Genomic DNA, 17,433 nt, shown 5'->3' on the forward strand with positions numbered 1-17,433 from the left:
CATCCCGTCCGGGTGATGTGGACACTCAGTCCGCCGCCGGCATCGCCGACCTGCTCCGACCCCCTCAGACCGCTGCGTCGCCGCGCCGCACGGCCTCGCGCTGGAGGATCAGGTAGACCGCCGCCGTCCACGTGTAGGCACGGTCACGGAGCCCCTCTCCGGTGAGCGCGTCGAAGTTCTCGGCGAAGCCGCCACGCTCGCACAGGCGGCGGAACCGGGCGCTGACGTCGTCGGCGAGGTCGACGTGCCCCGCGCGGCGGAGGCCGTCCTCGAGGAGCATCGTCGAGGGCGCCCAGATCGGACCGCGCCAATACCCGTCATCCTCGTACCGCGCGCTGTCAGGACGCTCGGTGGCCGGCCCCCACTCGGTCAGGAACGCCGACGCGCCCCGGGCGAGCGCCTCGCTCACCGCGGCCGGGAGCCGGTCGCCCGCGACCACGGCGAGCAGGGGGAGAAGGCTCGTCCGTTCGGCGTCACCGCCGTCGGCGACGCCGCGCGCGACGTACCCGTCCCCGCGCCAGAGGTCTGCCAGGGCCGCGGTCATGCGCTCCGCTTCCGCGAGCCAGGGCCCCGGGTCGCGACCGGTCTCCTCGGCCAGACGGGCGAGCTCTTCGAGCTGCAGCACCAGGAACGCGGCGAGGTCGGGGGACTCGACGAGCCGCGTGCGGTCGAAGACCGTCGAGTTGTCCCACCCGCTGTCGTTCCCGTGCTGGTAGTACGCCAGTGCTCGGCCGGGGGCACGTCGCTCGTCGAGCCAGAACCGCGTCCACCGCGAGAGTTTGTCGTACACCTCGTCGCGCACCCCGTCGGAGAGGGCCAGCCCCTCGGCACGCAGTCGCGCCAGCGCCCACCCGTGGATGGGCGGCTTGACGAAGTTGTACAGGCGCTCGGAGTGGGCGATCGAATCGGGCAGGGCGCCGACGGCATCCTGATGGTCGAACGGCGCGAGGAACTGATCGAGCGCGAGAGCGGGCTCCCCGGATGCCAGCGCGACGGCGTTGAAGCAGTGGTCCCAGCTCCATACCTTGTCCATCCAGTGCTTCGACATCAGCACGGCCTCGCGCCGGAGGAAGCCCGCGGGCGACACCGTGGCCGACCACAGCACGTATGCCGCGAGGAGCGAGGCGTCGCGGGCCGGCGCGGCGACGTCGAGCCGTTCACTCCAGGGCGCGATCCGCGCGGCGAACGCCGTGAACTCCTCGACGACCTCCGCGACGCCGTCGTCGAAGGTCCCGGATGCCACGAACGGCGGCCGCGAGCTCTCGAACTCCTCGATCGCGATCTCCCACCCCTCGGCGATGCCCCCGCCGGGGCCGTCCACCGCCGCGACCGTGACCGCGCGCGATGCGGTGCCCAAGCTCTCGGCGCCCTCGATGCGCAGACTGCCCCGGATCACGGTGACGCGGTACCGGCATCCGGTCTCGTACGAGGTGAACACGGCGCTGCCGTCGCGCGGATCGCGGAACAGGTAGATCCCCGTGAACGGCGTGAGCTCGGCCGCCGCCTCCGCCAGACGCAGGGTCGATCCCGCATCGCCGCGCAGGCGGAGGGTGTCCGGGGCGGCGAACACGGCCTGCACGCGGAGCGAGCCGTTCGACCAGCGCACGCTCGCCGCGTCGGCAGAGACGCTCCAGCGACCGGAAGCGGCGTCGGCTTCCGATTGCGGCACGAGCGAGAGCACGGGATGCATGCCGGTGCGGTGCGACACGAGGTGCACGTCGTCGACCGTGCGGTGCGTGGCGACGACCGGGGACAGGTTGAGCCAGGAACCGCGGCGGCTGAAGGGGACGTGTCGGAGCGGGAAGGCGGGGATCGGACTCGTCATCGAGGATCTTTCGGTTCGTGGGGATTGCGTCTTGCCAAACGGACGATCCTCATTGTACTTTCGAACCGGTTCGAATCGAACCAGTTCGACACACGGACACGACGCCCAGCAGGGACACTCGGTATCACCACCGATTCATCCCGCCGGGCACCAGAGACCCGGCGACAGAAAGGACGGCGACATGGTCAACATCGGCGATGTGGCGCGAGCCGCCGGCGTCTCCCGCAGTACGGCGTCGTACGCCCTGTCGGGCAAACGCACCATCTCCCCCGCGGTCCGCGAGAACGTCGAGCGCGCGGTACGGGAACTGGGATACACCCCCAACGCGGGCGCCCGCGCCCTCGCCACCTCGCGCACCAACGTGCTGGCCCTGCTGGGACAGTTCTTCGACGACGAGTTCGCACCGGCCATGCTGCAGTACATCCTGGGCATCACCAACCGCGCCCGTGAGCTCGGCTTCGACACCCTCCTGGTCACCGAAGGCGACGGGGTCGAGGCACTGACCCGCATCGCCACCTCGCGCATGGTCGACGGCTTCGTGCTGCTGAACGTCGCCGAGTTCGACGAGCGGCTCGACCCGCTCCGCGCTGCACAGCAGCCCGGGGCCCTCGTCGGGCTGCCGGGGGACGCCACGGGCATCGACACCTTCGACCTCGACTTCGACGCGGCCGGGCGGCTCATGGTCGAGCGGCTCCACGAGATGGGGCACCGGGAACTCACCCTCGTGTCACAGCCGGAGCACGTCGTCGAGCGCGGCGGCGCCTACGTGTGGCGGTTGGCCGACGGAGCGCGCGCGAAGGCCGACGAGCACGGCATCCGCCTCAACCACGTCTTCGGCTCCTCGCACCAGCCGCAGATCGGCGACGACCTGAACGCGGTGCTCGACCGGTACCCGCAGGCCACCGGCCTCCTGCTCAACAACGAGGCCGCGGCCGCGGCCCTGCCCTCGGTGCTGGCGGCGCGCGGCCTGTCGTCGCCCGCCGACATCTCCGTCATCGGGCGCTACTCCGACGAGTTCGCCCGCACGTTCTCGCTGCCCTTCAGCGCCATCGACAGCGCCGCCGACCTGCTGGGTCGCCGTGCCGTCGAACAACTCGTCTCGCGCCTGCGCACCGCCGCCGACGCGAGTCCCCACGTCATCGAATTGATCGCGCCCGTCATCGATGACCGCGGCAGCATCGCCGCACCCCCACCCCGTCGCTGAGACGGGACATACACAGCGCTCACCCGAGCATGTTCGAGGAGGAACAATGAACCCCAAGGTCCTGCGCATCGCCGCAGCCCTGGCCACGGCCGGCATCGCCGTGGGCACCCTGGCCGGCTGCTCCGGCGGCGGCACCACCGGTGGCGACTCCGGCGCAGACGCGGCCGGCGGCACCTACACCTGGTGGGACCCGTACCCGCAGCACGCCGAGGACTCCGACTGGGCCCAGCGCGTCCAGGACTGCGGCACCCAGGCGGGCGTCACCATCCAGCGCACCGCGTACGACACCACCGCCCTGACGAACCAGGCACTGCTCTCGGCTCAGGACGGCACCTCACCCGACATCATCCTGATCGACAACCCCGCGGTGTCCACCCTCGCCGACACCGGGATGCTCTCCACCACCGACGACCTCGGTCTCGACACCGCGGACATCGACGAGAACCTGCTCGCCGCCGGCGTCCTCGACGGCAAGACCTACGGCATCCCGATCGGTGCCAACACCCTCGCGCTCTACTACAACGCCGACGTGCTGACGGCAGCCGGCGTCGACCCGGCGTCGATCACCGACTGGGCCTCGCTCGACGCGGCCCTCGCGAAGGTGTCGGCCGCCGGCAAGAAGGGCATCACCTTCTCGGGCATCAACACCGAGGAAGGCTCGTTCCAGTTCCTGCCGTGGTTCTGGGGCGCGGGGGCCGAGCTCACCGACCTGTCGTCGCCCGAAGCCGTCGAGGCCGTGACCCTGTGGAAGGACTGGCTCGACAAGGGCTACGCCCCCAACTCGGTCATCACCAACTCGCAGAACACCGTCTGGGAGGAGTTCCTCACCGGAGACTTCGCCTTCGCCGAGAACGGCACCTGGCAGGTCAACAGCGCCGCGAAGGCCCCCTTCGCCAGCGGCGTGATCGAACTGCCCGCGAAGGACGGCGGCGCCGCCCCCGCTCCCACGGGAGGCGAGTTCATCGTCGCCCCGGTGCAGAAGGACACCGCGCGCTACGAGACCACCCGGAAGATCATCGAGTGCATGACGACGCCCGAAGGCTTCGTCGACACCGCCAACACCTTCGCGTACTACATCCCGCCGACGGCGGAGGGACAGAAGGAGCTGCTGGCGGAGAACTCCGGCCTCGAGACCTGGGTCTCGGCGGTCCAGGCGGCCAAGGGCCGCACGAGCGACAACCTCGGCACCGACTACCCGCTGATCTCCGAGCAGCTGTGGACGGCCGTGCAGAACGTGCTCTCGGGCGCGCAGTCGCCCCAGGAGGCCCTCGACGCCGCCCAGGCGGCGGCCGAATCCGCCACCGGCAAGTAACGGCATCCATCGGGTCCGGGGGACGGCGACGTCCCCCGGATCCCCCGTCGAAAGAGGCATCCCATGTCGTTCCCGACCCTGCGCGAGCATCCTCGCGCGGCCGACGACACCGTCGCCGTGACCGTACCCGCCGCGGCACGACGCCGTCGCGCCCACCGCGACGGATCCCCGTGGGTGGCGGCGGCCTTCGCCGCCCCGCTCGTGGTCTACCTCGTCGTGTTCTACCTGTGGCCGCTCGTGCGCAGCATCGACCTCAGCATCCACGACTACACCGTCCGAGCCTTCGTGCAGGGCGACGCCGCCTTCGTGGGTGTGGACAACTACCTCGCGGTCATCTCGTCGCCGACATTCGGCCCCGCACTGGCCAACACCGCGGTCTTCGTCCTGGTCTCCCTCGTCTTCCAGTACGCGATCGGGCTCGCACTCGCCGTGTTCTTCCGCTCGCACTTCCCCCTGAGCGGCGTGCTGCGCGGGCTGTTCCTCGTCCCGTGGCTGCTGCCCCTGATCGTCTCGGGATCCACGTGGTCGTGGATGCTGAACAGCGACAACGGCATCATCAACTCGGTCCTCGGCGCATTCGGCATCGGTCAGATCAACTGGCTGACCTCACCCGACACCGCGATGACGGCGGTCATCATCGCGAACATCTGGCTCGGCATCCCGTTCAACCTGGTGATCTTGTACTCCGGGCTGCAGAACATCCCCGTCGAGCTCTACGAGGCGGCCTCCCTCGACGGCGCCGGACCCTGGCGGCAGTTCTGGAGCATCACCTTCCCGCTGCTGCGGCCGGTCTCCGCGATCACGCTGCTGCTGGGCCTGGTGTACACGCTCAAGGTCGTCGACATCATCTGGATCATGACCCGGGGCGGCCCCGCCGACGCCACCACGACGCTCGCCATCTGGTCGTACCGCGAAGCCTTCGGTACCGGCCAGCCCGACCTGTCGCCCGCCGCCGCGGTCGGCAACATCCTCATCGTCATCGCGCTCGTCTTCGGATTCGTGTATCTGCGGGCCCAGCGTCGCCAGGAGAACTCATGACCGTTCGACGTTCGTGGTGGAAGACCGGTCTCGGCCTGGTCTTCACCGCCCTGATGCTCTTCCCCGTCTACTGGATGCTGAACGTCTCGTTCACCAAGACGAGCGACCTGCGCGACAGTCCGCCCCACGTGTTCCCCTTCGATCCGACCGTCGAGGGCTACACCGCCGTGCTCAGCCAGCAACTGCCCAACCTCGGCACGAGCCTGGTGATCGGCCTCGGCTGCGTCGTCGTCACCGTCGTGATCGCGGCCCCCGCGGCCTACGCGATCGCCCTGCTGAACCTCCGCGGGGGCCGCACGCTCAACTTCGTGCTGCTGGTCGCGCAGATGATCCCCGCCGTCGTGATGGCGATGGGTTTCTACGCCATCTACGCCCGCGCGGGACTGCTCAACAGTGTGCCGGGGCTGATCCTCGCCGACTCCACGGTGGCCGTGCCGTTCGGTGTGCTGCTGTTCACCGCCTTCATGGGTGGCCTCCCGCGTGAGCTGCTGCAGGCCGCGCGCATCGACGGCGCCGGATCGTGGCGCACCTTCGTGTCGATCGTGCTCCCGCTCAGCCGCAACTCGGTGCTGACCGTGGCGCTGTTCTCGTTCCTGTGGGCCTGGTCGGACTTCATCTTCGCGTCGACCCTCGCCCGCAACTCCGCGCTGAAGCCGATCACGCTCGGCATCTACGCCTACATCGGCAACAACACCACGCAGTGGAACGCCATCATGGCGACCGCGGCCGTGGCATCCATCCCCGCGGCGATCCTGCTCGTCGTCGCCCAGCGTTACGTGGCCGCGGGCGTGACCGCCGGCGCCGTGAAGGACTGACCCGTGGTTCTGGAAAACCCCCTCACCGCCCGACCCCGCGTGCTGGCCGTGCCGGTCGTCCCCCCGACCTCGCGCGTGCGCGGCGTGGACGTCGGAGCCCTCCGCATGGATGCCGAGGGATTCTGGGGCCGTCGCCAAGCGGTCAACGCCGCCGCGACCCTCACGCACTGCCGCGAGTGGATGGAACGCCTGGGGTGGCTGACGAACTTCGACCGCGTCGCGCGGGGCGAGGCGTTGGACGAGCGAACCGGATGGGTGTTCTCGGACTCCGAGGTCTACAAGCTGCTCGAAGCCATGGCCTGGGAGCTCGGCCGCCAGCCCGACGACGCGCTCGAGGTCGCCTTCTCGACCCTCGTCGACCGGGTCGCGCGCGCCCAGGATGCCGACGGATACCTGGGCACCGCCTTCGGTCACACCGGGCAGGCGCCGCGCTACAGCGACCTGTCGATGGGGCACGAGCTGTACAACATGGGTCACCTGCTGCAGGCCGCGGTCGCCCGCGCGCGCGCCGGGCACCCCGACGACGAACTCGTCCAGGTGGCTCGGCGGGCCGCCGACCACATCTGCCGGGAATTCGGCGAGGGTGCACGCGACGGCGTGTGCGGCCACGCCGAGATCGAGGTGGCGCTCGCCGAAGCGGGGCGCGCGTTCGGCGAGCGTCGCTACCTCGAGCAGGCCCGCATCTTCCTCGCGCGCCGCGGCCGGGGCACCCTGCCGGTCCCCCCGCTGCAGTCGGCCGAGTACTTCCAGGACGACGTCCCCGTGCGTGAGGCCACCGTCCTGCGCGGGCACGCGGTGCGCGCCCTCTACCTGTCGGCGGGCGGCGTCGACGTCGCGGTGGACACCGAGGATTCGGCGCTGCTGAGCGCTCTCGAGCGCCAGTGGGAGAACACCGTGGCCCGCCGCACCTATCTGACGGGGGGAATGGGCTCGCGGCATCAGGACGAGGGCTTCGGCGACGACTGGGAGCTCCCCGCCGACCGCGCCTACTGCGAGACGTGCGCGGGGGTGGCCTCGATCATGTTCGCGTGGCGACTCTTCCTGCATTCCGGCGACGTGCGCTACCCCGACCTGATCGAGCGCACGCTCTTCAACGTGGTGGCGACCTCGCCGAGCGCCGACGGTCGCGCCTTCTTCTACGCCAACCCCCTGCACCAGCGCGAGGCCGGCGCTCCCGCCGCCGACGGGGTCAACACCCGCGCCGAGGGAGGGGTGCGCGCGCCCTGGTTCGAGGTGTCGTGCTGCCCCACCAACGTCGCGCGCACGCTCTCCTCCCTCGCCGCCTATACGGTCGCCCTCGACGACGACGGCCTGCTGCTGCTCCAGTACGCCGCGGGCGAGGTGCGGGCGGGAGGCTGGCGAGTGCGCGTGCAGACGCGGTACCCCGACGGGGATCGCGTGCTCATCGGCGTCGACGAGGCCCCGGCCGACGCCGCGCGGCTGCGGTTGCGCGTCCCCGCGTGGGCCGAGGGGGCCACCGTCGCGATCGGCGACGCCCCCGCCCGCCCCGCGGCTCCGGGCTGGTTCGACGTCACCGACGTCTCCGCGGGTTCCGTCGTGACCCTGACCCTGCCGCGACAGCCGCGCCTGGTCTTCCCCGACCCCCGCATCGACGGTGTGCGCGGGACGGTCGCCGTCGAGCGCGGGCCCCTCGTGCTCTGCCTCGAGTCGGTCGACCTCCCCGCCGAGGTGTCGCTCGAGGACGTGCGACTGCTGCCCGGCGCCCCGGAAGCCGCGGGCGACGGGGCGCTCGCCGCGGCGGTGATCGTCGACCCGCCGGGATCCGCCGGACCGCTGCCCTACGGGGCGCGCGCGGATGCCGAGACGGCCACGCGCTCGACCTCGGTCCCCCTCGTGCCGTACCACCGCTGGGCGGAGCGCGGACCGTCCCGCATGCGGGTCTTCGTCCCCCTGGCCCGTCGCGCGGGACAGGACGACTGAACGGGATGCCGCTGCGCCGAAGCGGCGTGAGCGGCATCCCGTGTCGAAGGGAACCCGGTGAGTGAACGGGTCGGCGTCAGAGGATGACGCCGAACTCCTCCGCCAGCGCGGGCAGTTCCTCGTGCAGCACGCGCGAGGCCTCCTCGGCGAGGGGGTTGGTCGAGACGCCGCGGTCGTTGACGAGCCTGCCGCCGACGTAGACCTGCTGCAGGTTGCGCAGACCGCATGCCAGCACGTAGCTCCGCACGGGGTTCCACAGGGGCCCGACGTCGGGGGTGCGCGGATCGACGACGACGAAGTCGGCGAACTTGCCCACCTCGAGGCTGCCGACACGGTCGTCGACGCCCATGATCTCGGCTCCCCCGAGGGTGTGCAGGCGCAGCACCCGCTCGGGCATCATCGACAGCGGGTCGTGGGTGCGTGCACGCTGCATGAACATGCCCATGCGCATGTTCTGCCAGGGGTCGGCGACGTCGGTGCAGGCCTGGTCGTCGAGTCCCATCCCGACCTTCATGCCCTGGTCAAGCATCTCGGGCACATGGGCGATGCCCGACGCGAGACGCCCGTTCGACGCGGGCTGCCACGACATGGATGCGCCGCCGGCAGCGGCATCCGCGATGATCTCGGGCGTGGTCTGGATGAAGTGGCCGAACATCATGCCGGGGCGCAGGGCTCCGGCGTTCTTGTACAGCTGGAACTTCGTCTGCTGGTGCTCGATCGCCTCGTACGTCTCGAGGAAATGCGCCTGGTTGGTGACGCCGAAGCGGTCCATGACGGCGACCTCGATCTCGGCGGCGTCGGGCCGCGTCGACCACTGCACCTGGCCCATGATCGATGCGCCGAGGGCGATGTCGGGGTCCATCGCGAGCACGTGGTCGAGAGAGGCTTCGAAGCGGGCGAAGATCTCGTCGTCGGTGCCGACGGTGGCATCCAGGGCGATGGAGTCCACGAAGCGGAGCCCCGCGTCATGGCATCCATCCGCCTGGCGGGTGTGCCACGCGTGGTCGCGGAGCTGCCCGCCTCCGTCGGCGCGCTTGCCCTCGACCATCGGTTCCCAGGGCAGGAGGGGGTCGGTGAAGTTGTAGGCCGTGGTCACGCCGTTGGCGAGGAAGTCGAGCGAGCCGTGCAGGGTCGCCCAGTAGATCTGGTCGGGCGAGGCGTTGTTGAGCACGCTGAACATCGAGGTGCACCAGCCGTAGAGCGTCTGGTCGACGCCGAGTCCGCGCGAGCCGCTCGTGAACAGGTGGCTGTGCGACGAGACGAAGCCCGGCGCGACGAACTTGCCGTCGACGTCGAGGATCTCGTCGGCCGTCGTGCCCGGGGCAGGGTCGCCGGCGCCGATCGCGGCGATGCGTCCGTCCTCGACGAGCAGGTACCCGCGCTCGATGTACCCGGGGTCGTCGGTACCCGCGGGGACCGTGATGAGACGTGCGTTCGTGACCAGAAGCGACATGTTGATGACGGTAACAATGGCGTGTTTCCGCGGTGTTCCGGGTGGGTGGCGGGCTGTTTGCGGGGAACCCTCGTCCCACTTCGGGCGGTGCGTGTCCCGAAAATCGCCGGTTGCGAGCCGCCCCACCCACCACAGGTGGGACGAGGGTCCAGCAGGGCTGGTCAGTCGAACGCCGCGCGCACGGCCGGCGCGACGGCAGCGAGCACCTCGTCGCGCGCGGGCGTCGAGGGGAACACCAGGAAGAGGTGCGGCACGCCCTCGCGCCGCACGAACGTCGTCGGAACCCCGGATGCCGTGAGGCGGCCGGCGTACTCCTCGGCTTCGTCCGAGAGCGGGTCGACGGCTGCCGCGACGATCACGGCCGGAGCGGATCCGGCGAGGTCGATCGCACGCAGCGGCGCGGCCTCCACCGGCGCGGGGCCCGCGGCATCCGGCACGTAGAGCCCCCAGTACCACTGCATCCCCCGGGCGGTGAGGGGCAGGTTCTCGGTGTGCGCGCGGTAGCTGGGGCGCTCGGGGTCGGGGGCGTCGAGCACCGGGCACAGCAGCACCTGGCACCGGATGCCGGGAGCCCGGCCGTCGCGCGAACGCAACGCGAGGGACGCTGCGAGGTTGCCGCCCGCGCTGTGCCCGGCGACGCCGAGGAGCGCCGGGTCGACGTGCCCGTCCGCACCGTCGGCGGCGAACCGCAGCGCGCGCTCGAGGTCGTCGAGACCGGCGGGGAAGGGGTGCTCGGGCGCGAGGCGGTAATCGACGCTCAGCACCTGGGTGCCGGTGGTCGTAGCGAGCGCGCGGCACAGGGCGTCGTTGTTGTCGAGGTCGCCGGCGACCCACCCGCCGCCGTGGGCGAAGACCAGCGTCCCGCGGTGTCCGGCGCGCGGACGGTAGAGGCGCAGGGCCAGGCCGTCGGCATCCAGGTCGATCGACTCGATCATCTCGTCGTCGGGACTGCGGATCCATGACGGGTTCGCGCGCAGCACGGCGACACGAGCGGCGTCATCGCCGTCGGCATCCGTCGCTCCGGAGGGGATCGTGCCCGCCTGCGCGGCGAGGCGCGCGAGGTGCGCGCGCGCGGCGGGGTCGGTGATCGCGGGGTGCACGGCGTCGGTCACGGTTCTCCTGCGCGTCGAGTGTCCAGAACACGCCGCATGGTGGCGACCTGGTGCGGCGTGTCTTGGACACTCGACGGGCAGGCGACGGCGGCGGTGGTCCCGAGCGTAGGCCGCGGCGCGGCCGACCCCGACCGCCGCCGCGCAAGCGTTACGGCGTGGAAACACGGGCGTCGATCGAGGCGCCGACGATGAGTCGGTGACGACTCCCGAGCGGCGCGCCGCCGCGATCCTCGCCGCCCAGCACTTCGTCGTGATCGGCACGGCCGACGCCGACGGGCCGTGGACCGCGGCCGCGCAGTACCGCCTCCTCCCGCGCGGGCTGTACGTGGAGTCCGACGTCTCGTCGCGGCACGCCCGCGCGATCGCGGCGTCGGGTGCGGCCTCCGGTGTCGTGTACGACTCTTCTGCCGCGGTGGCCGACGCCGATGGGGTGCAGCTGGCGTTCCGCGCGCGGGAGGTGGATGCCGAAGCGCCGGCGATCCGCGACGTGCTGGCGGCACGGCTGCCGCGCGATGCGGGTGACGACGATCCGGCCGCGGTGCTCGCGGTGCCGACGAAGCGCCTGTACGCCTTCGAGGTCGTGCGGGCGTTCGTCTTCGACCGCGACGCGTGGCGCACACGCGGCACCGATGCGCGCCTCGAGGTCGACGCCGATGTGGTGTGGGCGCTGCTCGCGCGCTGACACGTCGTGTAACCCCCGTCGAGTGTCCGGAACACGCCGCAGCCGGCCGGTGCCGGCGGCGCGTTCGACGCCCGCGCACACTTCACGCCGCGGAAACACGGGCGTCTCGAGCCCGTGCGCCGTGCCGCGTACGGTGACGCCGAGGGCGCACCCGACGCCCGCAGAAGGGATGCCATGCCGCAGCGTGTCATCGTCACGGGAGGCTCGGGTGGCATCGGTGCCGCCATCGTCGCCCGGTTCGTCGCCGACGGCGCCCAGGTCGCGGTGCTCGATCGTCGCCCGCCCGCCGAGGGGTCGGCATCCGTCTTCGTCGCCGTCGATCTGCGCGACCCGCTCGACACCCGTCGTGCCGTCGGGGAGGCGGTGGATGCCCTCGAGGGAGTGGATGTGCTGATCAACTGCGCGGGCGTGTTCCAGCACGTGCCGCTGCTCGACATCAGCATCGACGACTGGGACCTCGTGCTCGACATCAACGCCCGCGCGACCCTGGTGACCATGCAGGCGGTGGCACCGGTCATGCTCGGGGCGCGCGGCGGCACGATCGTCAACATCGCCAGCATGGCCGCGAAACAGGGCGGTGGCGGCGAGGGCCATTACGCCGCGTCGAAGGCCGCGGTCGTCGCGCTCACCCGCGCCGGAGCACAGGAGTGGGGATGCCATGGCGTCACCGTCAACGCCGTCTGCCCCGGCTACGTGCTCACCGACATGGGCGCCGACACGAGATCCGAGGCCGATGTCGTCGCGTGGAGCGCCAAGTCGCCGCTCGGACGACTCGGGATGCCGGAAGACGTCGCCGGGGTGACGTACTTCCTCGCCTCACCCGCCGGCGGATACCTGACCGGACAGGCGATCAACGTCACCGGCGGCATGATCATGCACTGAGCTTCCGGCCTCGGCGAACGTGGTCGCCCTCGGCCTCGAGAAACGCCGTCCGCGGGAAGAAACGCCTCGTCGAGGAGTTTTCTCCCGCGGATGCCGTTTCTCGGCGGGGGAGGGACGCCCGCGTCACGGCCGCTCGGCGGGGCGAGGGAACGCCCGCGTCACTGCGAGAGCTGGCGATCGAGGCGATCGAGCAGCGCCTCGAGCGACTCCTCGAACTCGTCCTCGGCGTGGTTCTCGCTCAGCATCCCCCGCAACCGCAGGACGTGCGGCGAGCCGGCCAGGCTCATCGAGCCATCGCCCTGGGGGACGTCCGCTCCGCCTTCATCGAGAGGCTCGTCGGCGGGCGAAGTTTCGGCGCCGCGCACCGCGGACTCGAGCAGCAGGTTACCGAGGAGGAAGCTGCTGAACGACCGGTAGGCGCCCACGGCCTGATCGTCGGTGAAGCCGAAGCCGATGAGCGTCGCGAGGAAGATCTCGACGACGTCGATGCTGCGCAGCGGAGGGCGCAGCCAGGGGGCGGCCGGATGCCGGGTGGCGATGAGGGGGAACGCCTTGGGGTGCTCCACCGCGATGCGTCGCACCTCGTGCGCGGTGACCTGCAGGAATCGTTGCCACTGGTCACCGGTGGCTTCCGAGAGCGCGTCGGTGAGGCCGCTCATCAGCAGCTCGACGACGCCCTCGAGGAGGTCTTCGCGGCCGTTCACGTAGCGGTAGAGCGACATCGCCTCGACGCGCAGCTCCTTTCCGAGATTGCGCATCGACAGGCCGTTCAGCCCGTCGCGGTCGATGAGATCCAGCGCCGAAGCGACGATCGACTCGCGGGTGAGTCGGGGGGCGGCGGCCCGGGCCGCGTCTGTCTGATCGTCCATGTCACTCGCCCGTCTCGTGGAGTTTCCATGGTGGACGCCGGCGCTCCGGGTCGGAGCCTGGTTGCATCCTCCCCCCGCGATGCGATAGCTCGGGACGGCGCCGTCGGGAAGACGCCGCGTGCGGTGCGAGCGGCCCGACCTCCGCGCCGTCCTCGACGCGAGAGCGGGTCCGGGGGCACCCCGATCAGCCCCCGGACCCTGCCTGGCACCGCCCCGCGGAGAGGCGGTCGGTCAGGAACCGACGACCCGCCGCCCGAGAAGACGGACCACGAGTCCCGCGACCGCCGCGCCCGCGAGGGGCGCGACGATGAAGACCCACAGCTGCGACACGGGGAGCGCACCGCCGTAGACGGCCGTCGCGATGGAGCGGGCCGGGTTCACGCTGGTGTTGCTGATCGGGATGCTGATGAGGTGGATGAGGGTCAGCGTCAGACCGATGCCGATCGGCGCGAAGGTCGTGTACTCCTTCTTCGCGGTCACCGACAGGATCACGGCGATGAAGATCCCCGTGAGGACCGCTTCGGCGACGAACACCGCGGCCAGTCCATAGCCGCCGGGGCTCCCCTCGCCGAAACCGTTCGAGGCGAAGCCCGCCTCCTGCGCGGTCGAGAAGCCGTCGGGACGCCCGCTCAGCACGAGGGCGATGACGCTCGTCGCCAGGATGCCGCCGACCAGCTGCGACAGGATGTAGCCGGGGACGTGGCGCGCGTCGGTACGACCGGCCATCAAGAGTCCGAGAGTGACCGCGGGGTTGAAGTGGCCGCCGCTGATGTGACCCACCGCCGCGATCCCGGCCACGAGCGTCAGCCCGAATGCCAGCGCGACACCGAGGAAGCCCACGCCGGCTTGATTGTCGTCTGCGCTGGGGAAGTTGGCGGCGAAGAGGGCGGTTCCCACGCCGCCCAGCACCAGGAGGAACGTCCCGAAGGCCTCGGCGCCGTACCTCGCCATCGATGACCACTGACGCGCGTCCTGCTGCCGCTGCTCGACGGTCGAATCGGCGACCCGGACGGGTTCGCTTTTCGTCTCCTGCTTCTTCTTGCCCATGTCGGTGGTGACTCCTTTCGCGGGCCGGCCGAACGCCGGCGTCGCCCTGTAGACGTCGGCGAACGGTCGATCGTCACGCGCGACGTGAGAGGGCCGGACACGGCCGTCACCCGTTCAGCGTGGCGGTGCCGAGCGGAGGGCTCGGCCGATTGACTACCGCGCCATCACTGCGATATACGCCGTAAGCCTATTCGCGTAGATACATATGCGAGAGCGCCGCGCAACCCCCGCGCGACGGAAGGTCAGCCCGGTACGTCTTGTACCTGCAGGCGATCGCGCCGCCCCGGAACCACCGGGTACCCCCTTCGAAAAGGAACCGCTCATGGCTGACAACGCCACCACCCCCGCTGCGCAGAACGTCCCCCAGGCGGCATCCCGCGTCAACCGCCCGCTGGCCGGGCGCGGCCAGGAGGCGCACGCGCCCGGCAAGACCACGATCGCGGAGGGTGTCGTCGCCAAGGTCGCCGGTATCGCCGCTCGCGAGGTCGCCGGTGTGTACGCGCTGGGTGGCGGCGGAGCCCGTGCCCTCGGTGCGATCCGTGACGCGATCAACGCCACCGATCTGACGCAGGGCGTCAAGGTGGAGGTCGGCGAGACCCAGGCCGCCGCCGACATCACCATCGTCGTCGAGTACGGCGCGCAGATCCAGGACGTCGCAGAGAAGGTGCGTTCGCGCGTCGCGGGTGCCATCGGTCAGATCGTCGGGCTCGACGTCGTCGAGGTCAACGTCGACGTCAACGACGTGCACGTGCCCGGAGACGACGACAGCGACGACGCCGACGAGAAGCGCGTCCGTTGACCCCCGTCACCACCGGCGCGCTCTTCGGGCTCGTCCTCGCGTTGAGCGCCCTGATCTTCGGCTTCTGGGGATTCATCCTCTTGGCGCTGTTCATGGCGATCGGTGCGGTCGTCGCCCGCGTCACCGCGGGTGAACTCGACCTCGGCAACATCGTCAACGCCTTCAAGGGTCGGAGCACCTCGTGACCACCGTCACCCCCGTCCGGCCCGGCGACCGCACCGCGGTTGCCGGGCCGGGCTTGCCCCCGGGCCGGGTCGAGGTCGCCGACCGCGTCCTCGAGAAGACCGCGCAGCGCGTGGCGGCGGAAGTGATCGGAGTGGATGCCAAGGGCATCGGCATCGACATCGCATCCGGTCGCGACAGTGCCGTCATCCGTGTCCGCTCGCCGTGGCCCATCCCGGCCCTCGACGACACCGCGGCGGTGCGCGCCGCAACCCCCGTGCGGGAGGCGGCAGCCGTGGCTCAGGGTGAGTTGCGTTCGCGGTTGGCCCGGTTGTTCGGTCGGGAGATCTCGCGGGTGGATCTGACCATCTCGGGCGCTACCGCCCCTCAGCGGAAGCGAGTGCTGTGATGAGCGACACCGTGTTGCGTACCGTCGTGCGCCGCGAGACCCACTCCCCCCGCACCGCGGCCATGCTCGTCGCGGTCGTCCTGCTGCTTCTCGCCCTCGCCTATGCGGCGGTCGAGATCATCCTGGACCTCGTCGGCGCCGCACCGCTGCTCGTCGCCCCCGGCGACGCCCTCAGCGCCGTCGTGGCGGCCCCGAGCGCACTGATGCCGGCGGCGTTCATCGTCGGCGGCATCGTGCTGGCCCTCGTCGGGCTGCTCGTGCTGATCCTCGCCCTCACGCCCGGACGCCTGTCGCGTCACGAGATGCAGTGGGGCGATCGTGCCGTCGTCGTCGACAACGGCGTCGTGGCATCCGCCCTCGCTCAGCACCTCAGCAACGACTCCGGCATCTCCCGTGACGACATCGTCGTGGGTGTCGCCCACCGCACCGTCGATGTGACCGTGCGCCCCGCGATCGGCATCCCCGTCGATGAGGCGCAGCTGCGCCACATCGTCGAGGAAGAGATCGCCTCCTACAACCTCATCCCCACCGTCCGCACCCGCCTGCGCGTGGAACGCCCCGACACCAAGGAGTCCCGATGAACGCCACACGACGCGGCCTGAACCGCTTCGTCCTGTTCCTCGTCGCCCTCGCGCTACTCGGCCTGGGTGCTCTCGCCCTCACCATCGCCCTCCTGCCCGGGGGCACCGACACCTGGACCACCGTCACAGGCGGCTTCCAAGGGTGGCTGCAGTCACTGGGCCGTGAATCCGCCGGGTGGGGCGCGGTCGCGGTGATCGTGGTGCTCGCCATCATCCTCATCGTCATCGCCGCCTCCGCCGTCCGCGGCCGCCGCCACGCGCCCCTGCAGTCCACCGGCAGCGCCACCGACCAAGGCCGCATCACCGTCACCGACGCCTTCGCCTCCGAAGCGCTGAGGAACGCCCTCGCCGACCGTGACGAGATCCTCTCCTCCCGCGTGACCGCCGGAGAAGTCGGCAAAGAGTCGGTGCTGCACGTCGCCGTCACCCCGCGCCAGAACACCTCGCCCCGCCAGGTCGCCGAGCACGTCGACACCCTCGTCACCAACCTCGCCGCCCTCACCGGACAGAACCTCCGCGCCTACATCTCCATCCACACCGGGCTCCGCGCCACACTCGCGCGCGACAACACCCGCGTGCACTGACAGGACACGACATGACGAACGATTCGATCCCGATCCCCTCTCCTGCGTCGCAGCCCGCTCCGGCGGATCTCGCTCGCGCGGTCGCAGACGTTGTTGCGCACGTCGAGGGCGTCCACGCCCTCGGCACCCTGGTCGAGCGCGCCTCCGACTCGGTGCGCCAGCGCGTCGGGCTCGCGGGTGGCGTCGCCGGCGTCACGGTCGACCGCGGCCGGGATGGGCGGGTCACCAGCGCGGTGTCGGTCATCGTCGGCTATCCGCACAAGCTGCGCGAGGTCGCCGACGCGGTGCGCGCCGCGGCACGACACGCCCTCGACGGACTCGGCTCGGACCGCATCGACGTCGACGTCACGGTGGCCGGGGTCTGGGGTCCCTTCGACACCGACCCGGTCGCCGAGACCGAGCAGGTTCTGGACGACGCCGGAACGGAGGCGGACGGTGACGACACCGCACCCGACACCGACACGCGCGACGGCTCGCGCGGCGGAGAACGAACCGACGCGGCAGCGACTCACGACGCGCGAGACGACGTGAGCCGCGGCGACCGGCCGGCCTCGCCCGTCGCCGGATCGCAGACCGCGCCCGATCGAAACGACACGCAGGCGGACGTCGCCGACACCCAGGACGCCGTCGCCGACGCCCTGTCCGAGGTCGCCGATTCGGTGGCGCACGCCGCGGAGGAACTTCGGGATCGTCCCGACTCCCCCCGTCCCTGAGGAGC

General features: G+C 71.0%; 18 protein-coding genes. 13 read left to right on the top strand and 5 right to left on the bottom strand.

Annotation, left to right across the window (positions count from 1 at the left end; all coding sequences use genetic code 11):
- Positions 1–64 precede the first annotated feature (64 nt).
- Entirely contained in the window at positions 65–1,825 is a 1,761-nt protein-coding gene (locus tag FHS07_RS05015) for an amylo-alpha-1,6-glucosidase (protein ID WP_183418756.1), read from the bottom strand.
- A gap of 181 nt (positions 1,826–2,006) precedes the next feature.
- Between FHS07_RS05015 and FHS07_RS05020 the strand changes: the two genes are divergently transcribed.
- From FHS07_RS05020 to FHS07_RS05040, 5 genes are all read left to right on the top strand, one after another.
- Positions 2,007–3,029, top strand: a complete 1,023-nt coding sequence (locus FHS07_RS05020; RefSeq protein WP_183418757.1) for a LacI family DNA-binding transcriptional regulator — start codon at positions 2,007–2,009, stop codon at positions 3,027–3,029.
- Between the two features lie 46 nt (positions 3,030–3,075).
- The gene (locus tag FHS07_RS05025) at positions 3,076–4,341 is read left to right on the top strand and encodes a sugar ABC transporter substrate-binding protein (protein ID WP_183418758.1); all 1,266 of its coding nucleotides are present in this window, start codon (positions 3,076–3,078) and stop codon (positions 4,339–4,341) included.
- Between the two features lie 63 nt (positions 4,342–4,404).
- Positions 4,405–5,379, top strand: coding sequence for a carbohydrate ABC transporter permease (locus FHS07_RS05030; RefSeq protein WP_183418759.1), 975 nt, complete (start codon positions 4,405–4,407; stop codon positions 5,377–5,379).
- Entirely contained in the window at positions 5,376–6,194 is an 819-nt protein-coding gene (locus FHS07_RS05035) for a carbohydrate ABC transporter permease (RefSeq protein ID WP_183418760.1), read from the top strand. The genes FHS07_RS05030 and FHS07_RS05035 overlap by 4 nt, the downstream gene beginning before the upstream one ends.
- 105 nt (positions 6,195–6,299) lie before the next feature.
- Positions 6,300–8,135 carry a glycoside hydrolase family 127 protein gene (locus FHS07_RS05040; RefSeq protein WP_183419406.1) on the top strand — a complete coding sequence of 612 codons (1,836 nt, stop codon included), beginning with the start codon at positions 6,300–6,302 and terminating at the stop codon, positions 8,133–8,135.
- Positions 8,136–8,211: 76 nt separating this feature from the next.
- Here the strand turns inward: FHS07_RS05040 and FHS07_RS05045 are convergent, their stop codons facing one another.
- Both FHS07_RS05045 and FHS07_RS05050 read right to left on the bottom strand, forming a co-directional pair.
- Positions 8,212–9,588: an amidohydrolase family protein gene (locus tag FHS07_RS05045; RefSeq protein ID WP_183418761.1), complete on the bottom strand. Its 1,377-nt coding sequence runs from the start codon at positions 9,586–9,588 to the stop codon at positions 8,212–8,214.
- A 161-nt stretch (positions 9,589–9,749) separates the two neighbouring features.
- The gene (locus FHS07_RS05050) at positions 9,750–10,700 is read right to left on the bottom strand and encodes an alpha/beta hydrolase fold domain-containing protein (RefSeq protein WP_183418762.1); all 951 of its coding nucleotides are present in this window, start codon (positions 10,698–10,700) and stop codon (positions 9,750–9,752) included.
- A gap of 196 nt (positions 10,701–10,896) precedes the next feature.
- Here FHS07_RS05050 and FHS07_RS05055 point away from each other — a divergent pair, with 196 nt between their 5' ends.
- The gene (locus FHS07_RS05055; RefSeq protein WP_183418763.1) at positions 10,897–11,382 is read left to right on the top strand and encodes a pyridoxamine 5'-phosphate oxidase family protein; all 486 of its coding nucleotides are present in this window, start codon (positions 10,897–10,899) and stop codon (positions 11,380–11,382) included.
- A 174-nt stretch (positions 11,383–11,556) separates the two neighbouring features.
- Positions 11,557–12,264, top strand: a complete 708-nt coding sequence (locus FHS07_RS05060; protein ID WP_183418764.1) for an SDR family NAD(P)-dependent oxidoreductase — start codon at positions 11,557–11,559, stop codon at positions 12,262–12,264.
- A gap of 158 nt (positions 12,265–12,422) precedes the next feature.
- Here FHS07_RS05060 and FHS07_RS05065 read toward each other — a convergent pair whose 3' ends face one another.
- Both FHS07_RS05065 and aqpZ read right to left on the bottom strand, forming a co-directional pair.
- Positions 12,423–13,133, bottom strand: a complete 711-nt coding sequence (locus FHS07_RS05065; protein WP_183418765.1) for a TetR/AcrR family transcriptional regulator C-terminal domain-containing protein — start codon at positions 13,131–13,133, stop codon at positions 12,423–12,425.
- Between the two features lie 231 nt (positions 13,134–13,364).
- Positions 13,365–14,180 carry an aquaporin Z gene (gene aqpZ, locus FHS07_RS05070; RefSeq protein WP_221189120.1) on the bottom strand — a complete coding sequence of 272 codons (816 nt, stop codon included), beginning with the start codon at positions 14,178–14,180 and terminating at the stop codon, positions 13,365–13,367.
- Between the two features lie 322 nt (positions 14,181–14,502).
- On the opposite strand from aqpZ, the gene FHS07_RS05075 reads away from it, so the two are divergent.
- The 6 genes from FHS07_RS05075 to FHS07_RS05100 are packed head-to-tail and all read left to right on the top strand — an operon-like array spanning position 14,503 to position 17,428.
- Positions 14,503–14,979, top strand: a complete 477-nt coding sequence (locus FHS07_RS05075; RefSeq protein WP_183418766.1) for an Asp23/Gls24 family envelope stress response protein — start codon at positions 14,503–14,505, stop codon at positions 14,977–14,979.
- The gene (locus tag FHS07_RS05080; protein WP_183418767.1) at positions 14,976–15,164 is read left to right on the top strand and encodes a DUF2273 domain-containing protein; all 189 of its coding nucleotides are present in this window, start codon (positions 14,976–14,978) and stop codon (positions 15,162–15,164) included. The genes FHS07_RS05075 and FHS07_RS05080 overlap by 4 nt, the downstream gene beginning before the upstream one ends.
- The gene (locus tag FHS07_RS05085) at positions 15,161–15,550 is read left to right on the top strand and encodes a hypothetical protein (protein WP_183418768.1); all 390 of its coding nucleotides are present in this window, start codon (positions 15,161–15,163) and stop codon (positions 15,548–15,550) included. Before FHS07_RS05080 ends, FHS07_RS05085 begins: the two co-directional genes overlap by 4 nt.
- Positions 15,550–16,131: a DUF6286 domain-containing protein gene (locus FHS07_RS05090; RefSeq protein WP_183418769.1), complete on the top strand. Its 582-nt coding sequence runs from the start codon at positions 15,550–15,552 to the stop codon at positions 16,129–16,131. The genes FHS07_RS05085 and FHS07_RS05090 overlap by 1 nt, the downstream gene beginning before the upstream one ends.
- The gene (locus tag FHS07_RS05095) at positions 16,128–16,715 is read left to right on the top strand and encodes a hypothetical protein (protein ID WP_183418770.1); all 588 of its coding nucleotides are present in this window, start codon (positions 16,128–16,130) and stop codon (positions 16,713–16,715) included. Before FHS07_RS05090 ends, FHS07_RS05095 begins: the two co-directional genes overlap by 4 nt.
- A gap of 11 nt (positions 16,716–16,726) precedes the next feature.
- Positions 16,727–17,428, top strand: a complete 702-nt coding sequence (locus FHS07_RS05100; RefSeq protein ID WP_183418771.1) for an Asp23/Gls24 family envelope stress response protein — start codon at positions 16,727–16,729, stop codon at positions 17,426–17,428.
- Positions 17,429–17,433 lie beyond the last annotated feature (5 nt).

Source organism: Microbacterium proteolyticum (genome assembly GCF_014192415.1).
GTDB classification, from domain to species: domain Bacteria; phylum Actinomycetota; class Actinomycetes; order Actinomycetales; family Microbacteriaceae; genus Microbacterium; species Microbacterium proteolyticum.